The sequence below is a fragment of the Streptomyces mangrovisoli genome (assembly GCF_000974985.2).
Lineage (GTDB): Bacteria > Actinomycetota > Actinomycetes > Streptomycetales > Streptomycetaceae > Streptomyces > Streptomyces mangrovisoli.
The window spans coordinates 1-13,714 of record NZ_LAVA02000119.1; the positions used below are offsets into that span (position 1 = coordinate 1).

At 73.1% G+C, this 13,714-nt stretch carries 10 protein-coding genes; 9 read left to right on the plus strand and 1 reads right to left on the minus strand.

What is annotated here, in order from left to right:
* Positions 1-141: 141 nt before the first annotated feature.
* The 6 genes from rsmI to WN71_RS36290 all read left to right on the plus strand — a co-directional run bounded on the left by rsmI (position 142) and on the right by WN71_RS36290 (position 6,859).
* Positions 142-1,023 (plus strand): 16S rRNA (cytidine(1402)-2'-O)-methyltransferase, encoded by an 882-nt coding sequence (gene rsmI, locus WN71_RS36265; RefSeq protein WP_240529887.1) that lies wholly within the window; start codon positions 142-144, stop codon positions 1,021-1,023.
* Positions 1,024-1,650: 627 nt separating this feature from the next.
* A complete protein-coding gene (locus WN71_RS36270; RefSeq protein ID WP_046588564.1) occupies positions 1,651-2,070 on the plus strand; it encodes a hypothetical protein in 420 nt (139 codons plus the stop codon).
* Positions 2,071-2,202: 132 nt separating this feature from the next.
* Positions 2,203-3,081, plus strand: coding sequence for a TatD family hydrolase (locus WN71_RS36275; RefSeq protein ID WP_046588562.1), 879 nt, complete (start codon positions 2,203-2,205; stop codon positions 3,079-3,081).
* A gap of 155 nt (positions 3,082-3,236) precedes the next feature.
* Positions 3,237-4,733 carry a resuscitation-promoting factor gene (locus WN71_RS36280; RefSeq protein WP_046588560.1) on the plus strand — a complete coding sequence of 499 codons (1,497 nt, stop codon included), beginning with the start codon at positions 3,237-3,239 and terminating at the stop codon, positions 4,731-4,733.
* 174 nt (positions 4,734-4,907) lie between these two features.
* Positions 4,908-5,807: a 16S rRNA (adenine(1518)-N(6)/adenine(1519)-N(6))-dimethyltransferase RsmA gene (gene rsmA, locus WN71_RS36285; RefSeq protein ID WP_046591774.1), complete on the plus strand. Its 900-nt coding sequence runs from the start codon at positions 4,908-4,910 to the stop codon at positions 5,805-5,807.
* Between the two features lie 149 nt (positions 5,808-5,956).
* Positions 5,957-6,859, plus strand: coding sequence for a 4-(cytidine 5'-diphospho)-2-C-methyl-D-erythritol kinase (locus tag WN71_RS36290; protein ID WP_046591773.1), 903 nt, complete (start codon positions 5,957-5,959; stop codon positions 6,857-6,859).
* A gap of 11 nt (positions 6,860-6,870) precedes the next feature.
* Here the strand turns inward: WN71_RS36290 and WN71_RS36295 are convergent, their stop codons facing one another.
* Positions 6,871-7,461, minus strand: a complete 591-nt coding sequence (locus tag WN71_RS36295; RefSeq protein ID WP_046591772.1) for a Uma2 family endonuclease — start codon at positions 7,459-7,461, stop codon at positions 6,871-6,873.
* A gap of 156 nt (positions 7,462-7,617) precedes the next feature.
* On the opposite strand from WN71_RS36295, the gene WN71_RS36300 reads away from it, so the two are divergent.
* From WN71_RS36300 to WN71_RS36310, 3 genes are all read left to right on the plus strand, one after another.
* Positions 7,618-9,426: an ABC-F family ATP-binding cassette domain-containing protein gene (locus WN71_RS36300; RefSeq protein WP_046591771.1), complete on the plus strand. Its 1,809-nt coding sequence runs from the start codon at positions 7,618-7,620 to the stop codon at positions 9,424-9,426.
* A gap of 236 nt (positions 9,427-9,662) precedes the next feature.
* A complete protein-coding gene (locus WN71_RS36305; protein ID WP_046591770.1) occupies positions 9,663-11,576 on the plus strand; it encodes an outer membrane protein assembly factor BamB family protein in 1,914 nt (637 codons plus the stop codon).
* 55 nt (positions 11,577-11,631) lie between these two features.
* Positions 11,632-13,479 (plus strand): outer membrane protein assembly factor BamB family protein, encoded by a 1,848-nt coding sequence (locus WN71_RS36310; protein ID WP_046591769.1) that lies wholly within the window; start codon positions 11,632-11,634, stop codon positions 13,477-13,479.
* Positions 13,480-13,714: the final 235 nt, after the last annotated feature.

The window sequence follows — 13,714 nt, forward strand, 5'->3', positions numbered from 1 at the left end:
CTGCTCGGGTGCTGCTCGGGTTCGGGGGCGTGCGGTCGGGCGGGTCCGGGGGGCCGGGTGGTCGGGCGGGTCCGCGGCTGTGGGGTCTGGCTCGTGTCCGCCGCCGCGTCCGGGGCGGCCGGCCCCTGCGAGGATGGGGGCGTGACTGTGACGCCCCGTGCAACGCCTGGTACGACCGCCGGAACCCTCGTGCTCGCCGGAACCCCGATCGGTGACGTGGCGGACGCGCCGCCGCGCCTCGCCGAGGAACTCGCCGCGGCCGACGTCGTCGCCGCCGAGGACACCCGGCGGCTGCGCCGGCTCACCCAGGCGCTGGGCGTGACGCCCAAGGGGCGCGTGGTGTCGTACTTCGAGGGCAACGAGGCCGCCCGCACGCCCGAACTGGTCGAGGAACTCCTCGGCGGCGCGCGGGTGCTGCTGGTGACCGACGCGGGGATGCCGTCGGTGTCGGACCCCGGCTTCCGGCTGGTCGCCGCGGCCGTGGAGAAGGACGTGCGGGTCACGGCCGTGCCCGGCCCGTCCGCCGTGCTCACCGCCCTCGCCCTGTCCGGGCTGCCGGTCGACCGCTTCTGCTTCGAGGGGTTCCTGCCGCGCAAGGGGGGCGAACGCCTCTCCCGGCTGCGCGAGGTCGCCGACGAGCGCCGCACGCTCGTCTACTTCGAGGCCCCGCACCGGCTGGACGACACCCTCGCCGCGATGGCGGAGGTCTTCGGCGCGGACCGGCGGGCCGCCGTGTGCCGCGAGCTGACCAAGACGTACGAGGAGGTCAGGCGCGGCCCGCTGGGCGAGCTGGCGGAGTGGGCGGCGCAGGGCGTGCGGGGCGAGATCACCGTGGTGGTGGAGGGCGCCCCCGAGAAGGGCGCGGAGGCGCTCGACGCCGCGGAGCTGGTGCGGCGCGTGCGGGTGCGCGAGGAGGCCGGCGAGCGCCGCAAGGAGGCGATCGCGGCGGTGGCGGCGGAGGCGGGACTGCCGAAGCGGGAAGTGTTCGACGCGGTGGTGGCGGCGAAGAACGCGGGGGCGTAGGGGCGGTCTCGTGCGCGGGTCCGCTGCGCGGGGCGGTCGCTCGGGTCTGTCGCGCGGGGCGGCTGCACGGGGGTGTCGGGCCGTGGGCGCCCGGTCGCGGGCGCCTGGGCGCGAATGCCGGTTCGGGCGCGGGCGTGGAGGGGTGCGTGCGGGCGCGCGCTGTAGTTCGTGCGCCGGGTGGTGCGGACAAGGGCGTGCGCGAGTGATCGAGCGCCCCTACGACGGCGCGCGCGCCGGGGGTCGTGCGCTGGTGGGCGGGCGTGCGCGCCCGGGGGCGGGCGCTGTTGTGCGCGTGGGTGCGCGGCGGCCCGAAAGTGGCGCGCGCCACTTCCGCGAATGCGCCTCTGACCTGCGCTTTATCCCCCTCTGAGCAGGCTGCCTCTCCCATGAGCGCACGCACCATGGCCGAGCAAAGGGGGCTCGCGATCAGGCAAAGCGAAGTGCGTCCGGACGGGTCGATTCGACAAGGAAAGTCCAAATCGGATCCAACACTCGACAGACCGGATGCATTCGGGCCGCGAGCGGCGTCAACTGGGATCCAGGGACGCACCCGTCCCTCGTCTCCGTCGGGTTCCGGGGGGAACCTCTCGTCGGAGGCGCTTGCCCAGCTGACTAGAGGAGCTGGCAGTGAGTGAGATCGCAGGGCGGACCGGCCTCCGCGGCGGCGCGACCGCCGTAGTCAACGAGTCGTACTCCTTCGCATGCATGCGGTGCGGGCACGGCTGGGAACAGGCGTACGAGATCGAGCACCACACCGACGGGGACGGCACCGAGTACGTGGTGTACGTCGCCGACGGAAAGATCGTGCCGTCTCCCCTGAGCCAGCCGACCTGCCAGAACTGCGACAACCACGTCGTGCGGATCATGCGCGCCGGTCAGGTGTCCTCCGTGCAGAGCCATCTGCGCCGGCAGGCGCAGCGCGCCTCGGCGCCCGGCGAGCCGGGCGGGACGGGCGAGCCGGCGGCGCAGGAGGCGACCGCGGTCGGTGCGCAGCACCACTGGCACCTGGCGGACCTGCTGCACCCCTTCCACCGCAAGGTGGGGTGACCCGGCCCCCGTGATCAGGCCGCGGTGATCCAGGCGCGCTGATCCACCCGCGCTGATCCACCCGCGCTGATCCACTCCGCGGTGATCCGCCTCCCCGGCGGCGAGGGCATGCCCCTTTCGTAGGATCGGGGCATGCCTTCCAACGCCGACAAGAACGCGGCGCCGCCGCTCCCGGAGCCCCTGCGGGTGCCGGTCGCCGACTCCCACACCCACCTCGACATGCAGGCCGGCACGGTCGAGGAGGGCCTCGCCAAGGCCGCCTCGGTGGGTGTGACGACGGTCGTCCAGGTCGGCTGCGACATCAAGGGCTCGCGGTGGGCCGCCGAGACGGCCGCGGCGCACGACAGCGTCCACGCCACCGTCGCGCTGCACCCCAACGAGGCCCCGCGGATCGTCCTCGGCGACTCCGACGGATGGTCGCGGCAGGGCGCGCGGGCGGCGGGGGGCGCGGGGGCGCTCGACGAGGCGCTCGCCGAGATCGACCGCCTGGCCGCGCTCCCGCAGGTCAAGGGCGTCGGCGAGACCGGCCTCGACTACTTCCGCACCGGCCCCGAGGGCAAGGAGGCGCAGGAGGCCTCCTTCCGCGCCCACATCGAGATCGCCAAGCGGCACGGCAAGGCGCTCGTCATCCACGACCGCGACGCGCACGACGACGTGCTGCGCGTCCTCAAGGAGGAGGGCGCCCCCGAGCGCACCGTCTTCCACTGCTACTCGGGCGACGCCGAGATGGCCGCGGTGTGCGCCCGCGCCGGGTACTACATGTCGTTCGCCGGAACCGTCACCTTCAAGAACGCGCAGAACCTGCGCGACGCCGTCGCCGTGGCCCCGGCCGAACTGCTCCTGGTGGAGACGGACGCGCCCTACCTCACCCCCGCGCCGTACCGCGGACGGCCCAACGCGCCGTATCTCATTCCCATCACGGTGCGCGCGATGGCCGCCGTGCGCGGGATGGACGAGGACGCGCTGGCGAGCGCCCTGGCGGCGAACACCGCCCGCGCCTTCGGTTACTGAACGTATTGCATTCATAACCGACGGATAACGCTCACCCGGGGTGTGCGCCGACCGCTCGCGCACCCTGGGTAGTCGCGCCGCTTTGGAGAGTGACGAAGGCTCCGCTAGGTTCTGGGCCCGATCCGGACCCCTCTGGCCCACTGGAGCGTGACGGCGTGAGCAACTCGCCCTATGAGACGTACGGCCCTGCCGTCGGCCCGGCACCGGCCCACGACGCCTACGGCGCGCTCGGGGCGCCGGAGGCGCCAGGGGCGCCCTCGGGACCCGGCGCGCCCGACGGGTTCTCCTACGACCTGCACAACGCGCCCACCGTGGCGTTCGGGACGGGCGGGATCGGCGGGACGGGCGGGGCGTACGGCGCCCAGGCCGCTCCCGGCGCGTACGGCGACACCTACCGGCCCGCGTACGAGCCGCAGATACTGGCGCCGACGCTCGTCGAACCGGCGCTCCCGCGCCAGACAGGGAGCGCGACCACGCAAGGGGCGCGTGACACGGGCGCGCGCGCCGGTGGCGGGCGGCGCGCCTCCCGCCGGCGCAAAACGCGATACGCGGAGCGCTCGGACTCGGCCGTGCGCCGTCTGCTCCCGCAGGCGCTGGTCGTCGCCTTCCTCGCCGGCGGCACCACCGCCTTCGTCGCCAAGGACAAGGCCGTCGAGCTGAGCGTCGACGGCACCCCGCGCACCTTGCACACGTTCGCCGACGACGTCACCGAACTCCTCGCCGAGGAGGGCGTCCGGGTGGGGGCGCACGACGTGGTGGCGCCCGCCCCCGGCACGGCGCTCGCCAGCGGCGACGAGGTCGCGGTGCACCACGGCCGCCCCGTACGGCTCACCATCGACGGGGAGCGGCGCGAGGTGTGGACGACGGCGCGCACGGTGGACGGCGCGCTGCGCCAGCTCGGAGTGCGCGCGGAGGGCGCGTACCTCTCCACCTCGCGCTCCCAGTCGATCGGGCGCGCCGGGCTCGCGCTCGACGTGCGCACCGAGCGCGCGCTGACGATCATGGCGGACGGCCGCGCCCGCACCATCCGCACCAACGCCGCGACCGTGGGCCGCGCCCTGGAGGAGGCGGGCGTGACGCTGCACGGGCAGGACACCACCTCCGTCCCGCCCGGGAGCTTCCCGCGCGACGGGCAGACCGTCACCGTGCTGCGGATCACCGGGGCGCGGGAGGTGCGCGAGGAGGCGATCCCGTTCGACGTGCGGCGCACGGACGACCCGTCGCTCTTCAAGGGCACGGAGGTCGTCGAGCGGCCCGGCCGGCCCGGACTGCGGCAGGTCACCTACTTCCTGCGCAGCGTCAACGGCGTGAAGCAGAAGCCGCGGCGGGAGAAGTCCGAGGTGGTCCGGGGACCCCGGACGCAGCTGGTGAAGGTCGGCACGAAGCCGCGGCCGAAGAACGTGCACGGAGCGGACCGGCTGAACTGGCAGGGGCTCGCGGCCTGCGAGTCCGGCGGCCGGCCGGGGGCGGTCGACCCTTCGGGGACCTACGGCGGGCTCTACCAGTTCGACGCGCGGACCTGGCACAGCCTCGGCGGCAGCGGGCGCCCGCAGGACGCCCCCGCGGAGGAGCAGACGTACCGGGCGAAGAAGCTGTACATGCGGCGCGGCGCCAGCCCCTGGCCGCACTGCGGCCTGCGCCTGCACGGCTGAGCGACGGCGGGGGCCCGACCGGTGGCCCCCGCCCGGACCCCCACCCCCGCCGTGGCACCCCCACCGCGGCACCCCCACCGCGGCACCCTCACCCCCGGCCCCCCACCCCCGGCCCCTCCCCGTGCCGCCCCTCACGGTGGACCCCCGCCGTCCCCCGCCCCGTACCCTGGTCCCGTGACTAGCAGCTCCACCCCCGACGCCCTTCTCGGGCCCGCCGACGTCCGCGCGCTGGCGGACGCCCTCGGCGTACGGCCCACCAAGCAGCGCGGGCAGAATTTCGTCATCGACGCCAACACGGTCCGCCGTATCGTGCGTACGGCCGCGGTCCGTGAGGACGACGTCGTCGTCGAGGTCGGCCCGGGGCTCGGGTCGCTCACGCTGGCGCTGCTGGAGGTCGCCGACCGGGTGACCGCCGTCGAGATCGACGACGTGCTGGCATCCGCGCTGCCCGCGACGATCGCCGCGCGGATGCCCGACCGCGCCGACCGCTTCGCGCTGGTGCACTCCGACGCCATGCATGTCGCCGAGCTGCCGGGGCCCGCCCCGACCGCGCTGGTCGCGAACCTGCCGTACAACGTCGCCGTGCCCGTGCTGCTGCACATGCTGGAGACCTTCCCGAGCATCGAGCGCACGCTCGTCATGGTGCAGTCGGAGGTCGCCGACCGGCTCGCCGCCGCGCCCGGTTCGAAGGTGTACGGCGTCCCGTCGGTCAAGGCGTGCTGGTACGCGGAGGTCAAGCGGGCCGGCGCCATCGGCCGGAACGTCTTCTGGCCCGCCCCCAACGTCGACAGCGGCCTGGTCTCCCTGGTCCGCCGCGCCGAGCCGCTGAAGACCACGGCGTCCCGGCGCGAGGTCTTCGCCGTCGTCGACGCGGCCTTCGCGCAGCGCCGCAAGACGCTGCGGGCCGCGCTCGCCGGCTGGGCCGGGTCCGCGGCCGCCGCGGAGACGGCGCTCGTCGCGGCCGGGGTGTCCCCGCAGGCCCGCGGCGAGGCCCTGACCGTGGAGGAGTTCGCCCGCATCGCCGAGCACGGGCCCCGGTCCGGCGGCGAGCACGGCACCCGGTACGACGCCTAGCGGCCGGTCCCGGCCCGCCCCCGCCCCGCGCGGAGCGACCCCCGGTCCGCCCCAGGCCCGCCCCCGCCGAGCAGCCACGAGCAGCCCCCGCCGAGCAGCCCCCGCGCAGCCCCCGAGCCGCGCACCCCACCCCAAGGAGCCCGTCCCCAGTGAGCGCAGCAAGCGTCACGGTCCGCGTCCCGGCCAAGGTCAACGTCCAGCTCGGCGTGGGCGCCGCCCGCCCCGACGGCTTCCACGACCTGGCCAACGTCTTCCTCGCGGTCGGCCTGTACGACGAGGTCACCGTGGCGCCGGCCGACGAGCTGCGCGTCACCTGCTCGGGGCCGGACGCCGCCCAGGTGCCGCTGGACGCCACGAACCTGGCGGCGCGCGCGGCGCTCGCGCTCGCCGAGCGGTACGGCCGCGACCCCGCCGTGCACCTGCACATCGCCAAGGACATCCCGGTGGCGGGCGGCATGGCCGGCGGCAGCGCGGACGGCGCGGCCGCGCTGGTCGCCTGCGACGCGCTGTGGGGCACGCACGCCTCCCGCGAGGAGCTGCTGGAGATCTGCGCCGAGCTCGGCAGCGACGTGCCGTTCAGCCTGGTCGGCGGGGCGGCGCTGGGCGTCGGGCGCGGCGAGCGGCTGACGGTCCTGGAGACCGGCGGGACCTTCCACTGGGTGTTCGCGATGGCCGAGCGCGGGCTGTCGACCCCGGCGGTGTTCCGCGAGTTCGACCGGCTGGCGGCGGGCCGGGACATCCCGGAGCCGGTGGCCTCGGCGGACCTTCTGGAGGCGCTCGCGAAGGGCGATCCGCAGGCGCTGGCGGCGGCCGTCTCCAACGACCTCCAGCCAGCCGCGCTGTCCCTGTTCCCGGAACTGGCCGACACCCTGGAGGCGGGGCGCGGGGCGGGCGCGCTCGCCGCGCTGGTCTCGGGCTCGGGGCCGACGACGGCGTTCCTCACGCGTGACGCGGAGACGGCCGAGAAGGTGGCTGCCACGTTGCGGACGTCCGGCACGTGCAGGGTCGTACGGAGGGCGGCAGGGCCGGTGGCGGGGGCGACGGTGGTCTGAGGGCCGGCCCCTCAGAGCTCGTCGATCGCCGTCAGGTCGATGTCGATGGGGTACGGCTTCTCGATCTTGATGCGGTCGCGATAGTTACCCGTCGACCGGTATGCGCCGGTGTCCTCGCACAGCTCGAAGACGTCGATGGCCGGGTGATGGTCCGGGCCGCTCATCTCGACGAGCCAGTAGTACCGGATGCCCGCAGCGGCGTACTTGTGCGTCTTGGTCAGTCGGTCACGGGCCTCCGACTCCGGTGAGATGACCTCGACGGCGAGCAGGACGTCCTTGCCCTCGAAATACGTCTGCTCCAGCCCTTTCCTTGCGGCCGCCCTGATCACGCAGAGGTCCGGTTCGGGGCCATTGCGCCGGTCGAGCACGACGGTCATCTCGCGCGCCACCTTCAGATCGGAAGGCAGAGTACGGCGCAGCCCATTGGCCAGCAGGTCGATCGCGGCGAAATGGAAATAACGCTGCGGGCTCACGAGGACCAGGCTCCCGTCGATCAGCTCGGTGTGTGGCGGGAGATCCGGCAGTGTCAGCAGGTCGTCGACGGTGTACCCGTCCAAGGGCGGCATTCGCCATCCGGACTGCTCAGCAGGCTGGGCTGTCATGGTTCCTCCCATGGACAAGATCCTGGTGCCTATTCCCTACGGTAGCGGCCCGTTCCCGATCACGTCATCACAATGAGTGACCATCCCCTCGCGCGCCGCCGCCACCCCGCAGGCCCTAGGCTAGAAGGCTGACCGACCCCCCTGCGCAGGAGTGAAATGGCCGTCAACCTGGTCAATGTCGAGAACGTCAGCAAGGTGTACGGCACCCGTGCCCTGCTGGACGGCGTGTCGCTCGGCGTGTCCGAGGGCGACCGGATCGGGGTGGTCGGGCGCAACGGCGACGGCAAGACCACGCTCATCCGGATGCTCGCCAAGCTGGAGGAGGCCGACACCGGACGGGTCACCCACTCCGGCGGGCTGCGCACCGGCGTGCTCACGCAGCACGACTCGCTCGACCCCGCCGCCACCGTCCGCCACGAGGTCATCGGCGACATGGCCGACCACGAGTGGGCCGGCAACGCCAAGGTCAGGGACGTGCTGACGGGCCTGTTCGGCGGGCTCGACCTGCCGGGCTTCCCCAAGGGCCTGGACACCGTGATCGGGCCGCTGTCCGGCGGTGAGCGGCGCCGCATCGCGCTGGCCAAGCTGCTCATCGAGGACCAGGACCTGATCGTCCTCGACGAGCCCACCAACCACCTCGACGTCGAGGGCATCTCCTGGCTGGCGCGGCACCTGCAGAACCGCCGCTCCGCGCTCGTCTGCGTGACCCACGACCGCTGGTTCCTCGACCAGGTCTGCACCCGCATGTGGGACGTGCAGCGCGGCGCCGTCTACGAGTACGAGGGCGGCTACTCCGACTACGTCTTCGCGCGGGCCGAGCGCGAGCGCATCGCCGCCACCGAGGAGACCAAGCGGCAGAACCTGGTCCGCAAGGAGCTGGCCTGGCTGCGCCGCGGGGCACCCGCCCGCACGTCCAAGCCGCGCTTCCGCGTCGAGGCCGCCAACGAGCTGATCGCCGACGTGCCGCCGCCGCGCGACACCTCCGAGCTGATGAAGTTCGCCTCCTCCCGGCTCGGCAAGACGGTGTTCGACCTGGAGGACGTCACCGTGCAGGCCGGGCCCAAGGTGCTGCTGAAGCACATCACCTGGCAGCTCGGCCCCGGCGACCGCGTCGGCCTCGTCGGCGTCAACGGCGCGGGCAAGACCTCGCTGCTGCGCGCGATGGCGGATGCGGCGCGCAGCGAGGGCGAGGCGCAGCCGGCCGCCGGCCGGGTCGCCGTCGGCAGGACCGTGAAGCTCGCCTATCTCTCCCAGGAGGTCGCCGAACTCGACCCCGAGTGGCGGGTCCTGGAGGCCGTCCAGGCGGTGCGCGAGCGCGTCGACCTCGGCAAGGGCCGCGAGATGACGGCCGGTCAGCTCTGCGAGACGTTCGGCTTCACCAAGGAGAAGCAGTGGACGCCGGTCGGCGACCTGTCCGGCGGTGAGCGGCGCCGGCTCCAGCTGCTGCGGCTGCTGATGGACGAGCCCAACGTCCTCTTCCTCGACGAGCCCACCAACGACCTGGACATCGAGACCCTCACCCAGCTGGAGGACCTGCTCGACGGCTGGCCCGGCTCGATGATCGTCATCTCCCACGACCGGTTCTTCGTCGAGCGCACCACCGACCGGGTCTTCGCCCTCCTCGGCGACGCCACGCTGCGGATGCTGCCGCGCGGCATCGACGAGTACCTGGAGCGGCGGGCCCGGATGGAGGAGACGGTGGCCGCGTCGGCCGCCGCCGCGCAGCCCCGGCCCGCGGCAACGGAGCGCAGCGCCGCCGACCAGCGGGCCGCGAAGAAGGAACTCCAGCGGATCGAGCGGCAGTTGGACAAGGTCTCCGAGAAGGAGGCCACGCTGCACGCGCGGATCGCGGAGAACGCGACGGACTTCGCGAAGGTGGCCGAACTCGACGCGGAGCTGCGCGGTCTCGCCGACGAGCGCGACGAGTTGGAGCTGCGCTGGCTGGAACTCGCCGAGGACGCCTGACCGTCACGCACCGGCGCGCGGTGGGGGTGGCGTGCGCCGCGTGAAGGGGGCGTGAAGGCGCATAACGAGGGCATCACGGGCCGGTCCTCCCTTGGGAACAGGGGAGGGCGCGGCCCGCTTCGCTGTCGGTGCCGAGTGATAGAAAGAGCCGTCTGAGAACTGTCTGAGTCGACGCCGAAGCCGTCACGTATCTCAGGGAGTGGCCAAAAATCAGTGAATGAGGGGGAATTGCGCTGATGGCACAGCCGCCCGATCAGCAGCCGCAGCCGGGAGGCGCGGGAGCGCCGCAGGAACAGCCGCCCACGGGCGGCGCGTTCGGGCCGCCACAGCCCACGCCACAGCCCACGCCGCAGCCCGCACCCCAGGGCGCGCCGCCGCCCCCGCAGGGCCTGCCGCAGACCCCGCCGCCCCCGCAGGCCGCTCCGCCGCAGCCGGGTTACGGCTACCCCCAGCAGCCCGGACCGCAGCAGCCCGGCCCCTACGGCGCCCAGCCGGGCCCGTACGGCCAGCCGGGCCAGCCCTACGGCGCCGCCCAGCCCGGTCCCTACGGCGCCCAGCCCGGCCCGTACGCCCAGCCCCAGCCCGGCCACCCGCAGCAGCCCGGCCCGTACGGCGTCCCGCAGCAGCCCGGCCCCTACGGCGTCCCGCCGCAGCCCGGCTACGGCTACCCGCAGCAGCCCGGTCACCCCGGCGCCCCCGGCACCCCGCCGCCCGGCGGCCGCGGTCCCTTCAAGGGCCGTACGGCGGTGATCATCGGTGCCGCGGTCGCGGCCCTGCTGGTCGTCGGCGGCACCGTGTTCGCGTTGCAGGGCAACGGCGACGACGGCAAGAAGACCGCGCAGACCGGCGACGACGGCAAGCGGTCCGCCTCCGCGTCGGACAGCCCGGTCGACCCCGGTGACGGCAGCGGCGACGGCGGCGCGGACCCGGAGAACCTCAACGAGGGCCGCAAGTCCGGCGAGGCGAAGGTGCTCTGGTACAAGTCGGCGCCGGACGCGCCCGGTTCCGGCGCGGACGCCCCCGGCATGTGGATCACGGGGAAGACGGCCGTGAAGGCGGCGTACAAGCAGGTCTTCGGCTACAAGGTGGCGACCGGCGACCCCGCGTGGGACCCGATCACGCTGCCGCAGAAGATCTGCTCGGTCACGCCGGACGCGTCCGCGGACGGCAAGGTCGTGGTGGCGTACGAGAGCGGCACCAGCGACCGCGCCAAGTGCAACCAGCTCCAGCAGATCGACCTCGACACCGGCAAGAAGGGCTGGACCGCCGAGGTCGCCGACGGCGGCCTGTTCGACAGCGCGATCAGCGTCGAGCTGTCGGTCTCCGGCAAGACGCTGATGGTGGGGCGCTCCCAGTCGGGGGTCGCCTACGACATCGGCACCGGCAAGAAGCTCTACGACAAGAAGAAGTACGGCGACGCCTGCTTCCCGACCGCCTTCGCGGGCGGCGCCCGGCTGATCCAGGTCGCCTCCTGCGACGCGAGCGGCGCGAACGAGCACGACGAGATCCAGCAGCTCGACCCGGCGACCGGCAAGGTCCAGTGGACGCAGAAGGTGAAGAAGGGCTGGCAGGTCTCGCGGACGTACTCCGTCGACCCGCTGGTCGTCTACCTCACCAACGAGGACAAGAACGCGTGGAACATCTCCACGTTCACCTCGAAGGGCGCCTTCCGCTCGGAGGTCGTCGTCGACGAGGACTTCGCCCCCGAGTGCGGCTTCGCCATCCTGGAGCGCAATCTCCAGGGCTGCCAGGGCGTGGCCGCCGACGCCGACACCCTCTACCTGCCGACCAAGGCGACCAGCGGCGCCAACGAGATCGTGGCGCTGAGCCTCGCCAACGGCAAGGAGAAGTGGCGGGTGAAGTCCCCCGCCGACGAGTCGATGCTGCCGCTGAAGGTCGAGGGCGGCAAGCTCATCGCCTACGTCGAGCCGTCGTACGACGCGGGCGGCCAGGTCGTGTCCGTCCCGACCACGGGCAGCAGCCACACCACCACCAAGCTGCTCCAGAACCCGTCGGGCACGGCCGAGATCGAGAGCGGGTTCTACTCCCGGGACGTCGACTGGGCCGACGGACGCCTGTACATCTCCACGACCCGGCTGACCGGGAACGACGACACGAAGGAGAAGCTGATGCTCGCCTTCGGCAAGTGAGCCCCCGCCGCGCTTCTCCGCCCCCTGACAGCCCGTCACGCGAAGGTTTCCCCTCATGACCCAGCCGCCCCCTCCGCCCCCGAACCAGCCGCCGAACCAGCCGCCCAACCCGCCGCAGCCCGGGTTCGGCCCGCCGCAGCCCGGCCCGCAGCAGCCGGGCCAGCCGCCGCAGGCTCCGCAGCCGCCGCAGGTTTCCCAGCCGCCCCAGCCCCCGCAGGTCCCGCAGCCTCCGCAGGGCCCCGGCTACGGCTACCCGCAGGCACCGCCGCCCGCGGCCCCCCAGCCCGGCTATGGCTACCCGGGCCAGCAGCCGAACCCGTACGCCCAGCAGCCGGGCCCCTACGGCCAGCAGCCGAACCCGTACGGGCAGCAGCCCGGCCCCTACGGCCAGCCCCAGCCCGGCTACGGCTACCCGACCGCGCCCCAGTTCCCGGGCGCGCCCGGCACCCCGCCGTCCGGCGGCGGCAGGTCCAAGGCGCCGCTGATCATCGTCGTCTCCGCGGTCGTGGCGATCGCGCTGATCGTCGGCGGCGGGCTGTGGTACTCCAAGTCGTCCGGCGGCGGTGACAAGAAGGACACCACGAGCTCCAGCGGCGGCACCGGCAAGGACACCAAGGGCTCCACCGGCGGCACGACCGCGGGCGGCTCGGAGAAGGTGCCCGCCGACCCCGACTCCAAGGTCCTCTTCCAGGTCGCCATGCCCAAGGCGGACGACACCGTCGTCACCTCCGGCTCCTGGCTGACGGACAAGGTGTACGCGAAGAGCGGCGTCGCCGAGATCGTCGGCTACGACCGCGACAAGGGCACCAAGCTGTGGACGGTCAAGCTGCCGGGGCCGGTGTGCGAGGCGAGCGACCACACCACGAAGAACGACGTGACGGCGATCCTCTTCCAGCCGAAGATGCCGGCGAAGAACTCCTCCGCCGGATGCAGCCAGATCGCCGCGATCGACCTCGACGCGGGCAAGAAGCTGTGGACGAAGACCGTCGACTCCGGTGACGAGCCGATCAACTTCGAGAACGTCACGGTCGGCGCGGACACCGTCGCCGTCGGCTCCACCAACGGCGGCGCGGCCTTCGACATCACCACCGGCAAGAACCTGTGGAGCCCGAAGCCGGCCGACACCTGCTACGACGCCGGATACGCGGGCGGCACCAAGCTGGTCGCGGTGCGCAAGTGCGGCGAGTACGGCGACCGCCAGCTGCACATCCAGAACATCGACCCGAAGACCGGGAAGGTGATCGCCGAGTACAAGATGGCCCGGGGCATCGAGTACGCGAGCGTGGTCTCCACCGATCCGCTGGTGGTCGCCGCCGACGTCGGCGACAGCGCGGGCGACGGCAGCGGCATCTCCGACTTCTTCTCGATCGACAACAAGACCGGCGCGCTGCGCGCCCACATCTCGGCGCCGGGCGACAAGTACGCGGCCCGCTGCGACGGCATCACCCGGATCGAGGCGTGCACCGAACTGGCCGTCGGCAACGACCGGTTGTACGTGCCGACCGAGGAGCACGACGGCAGCGGCGACTACAGCAAGACCAACGAGATCGTCGCCTTCGACCTGGCCACCGGCAAGCAGACCGGCCAGCGCGCGGACGCGGGCGACGGCTACTCGATCGTCCCGCTGCGCATGGACGGCTCGAACGTGATCGCGTACAAGACCCCGCCGTACGACAAGGGCGGTCAGATCGTCAGCATCGACGGCTCCTCCTTCAAGGAGACCAAGCTGCTGGAGAACCCCTCGACGGAGTCGGTGCGCGACGCGGAGGCGACGATGCTGCCGGACTTCGCGGAGATCCTCTACGGGCAGGGCCGGCTGTACATGTCGGCGGTGTACGCCCACGCGCCGTCGTCCGGTGGCAGCAAGGAGTACCTGGTGCTCGCCTTCGGCACGGGAAGCTGACCCGAGGGGACTCCCCGGGGAATCTCCTCGGGGAGTCTTCCGAGGGAGATTCCCCAGGAGACTGTCACCGATACCCCCCTCATCACCCTCGAATGCCGGAAATTCCGTCGATCCGGGGCACTTCTCATCAGTAGGGGCAGCGCAACGTCGAACAAGCGTGTAGCTTCCCGGTGCATGAGGGGCGGGGTGCCGGGGGGCCCTCTGTCCTTGGGGGCCAGTGGGCATCCATAGTGGG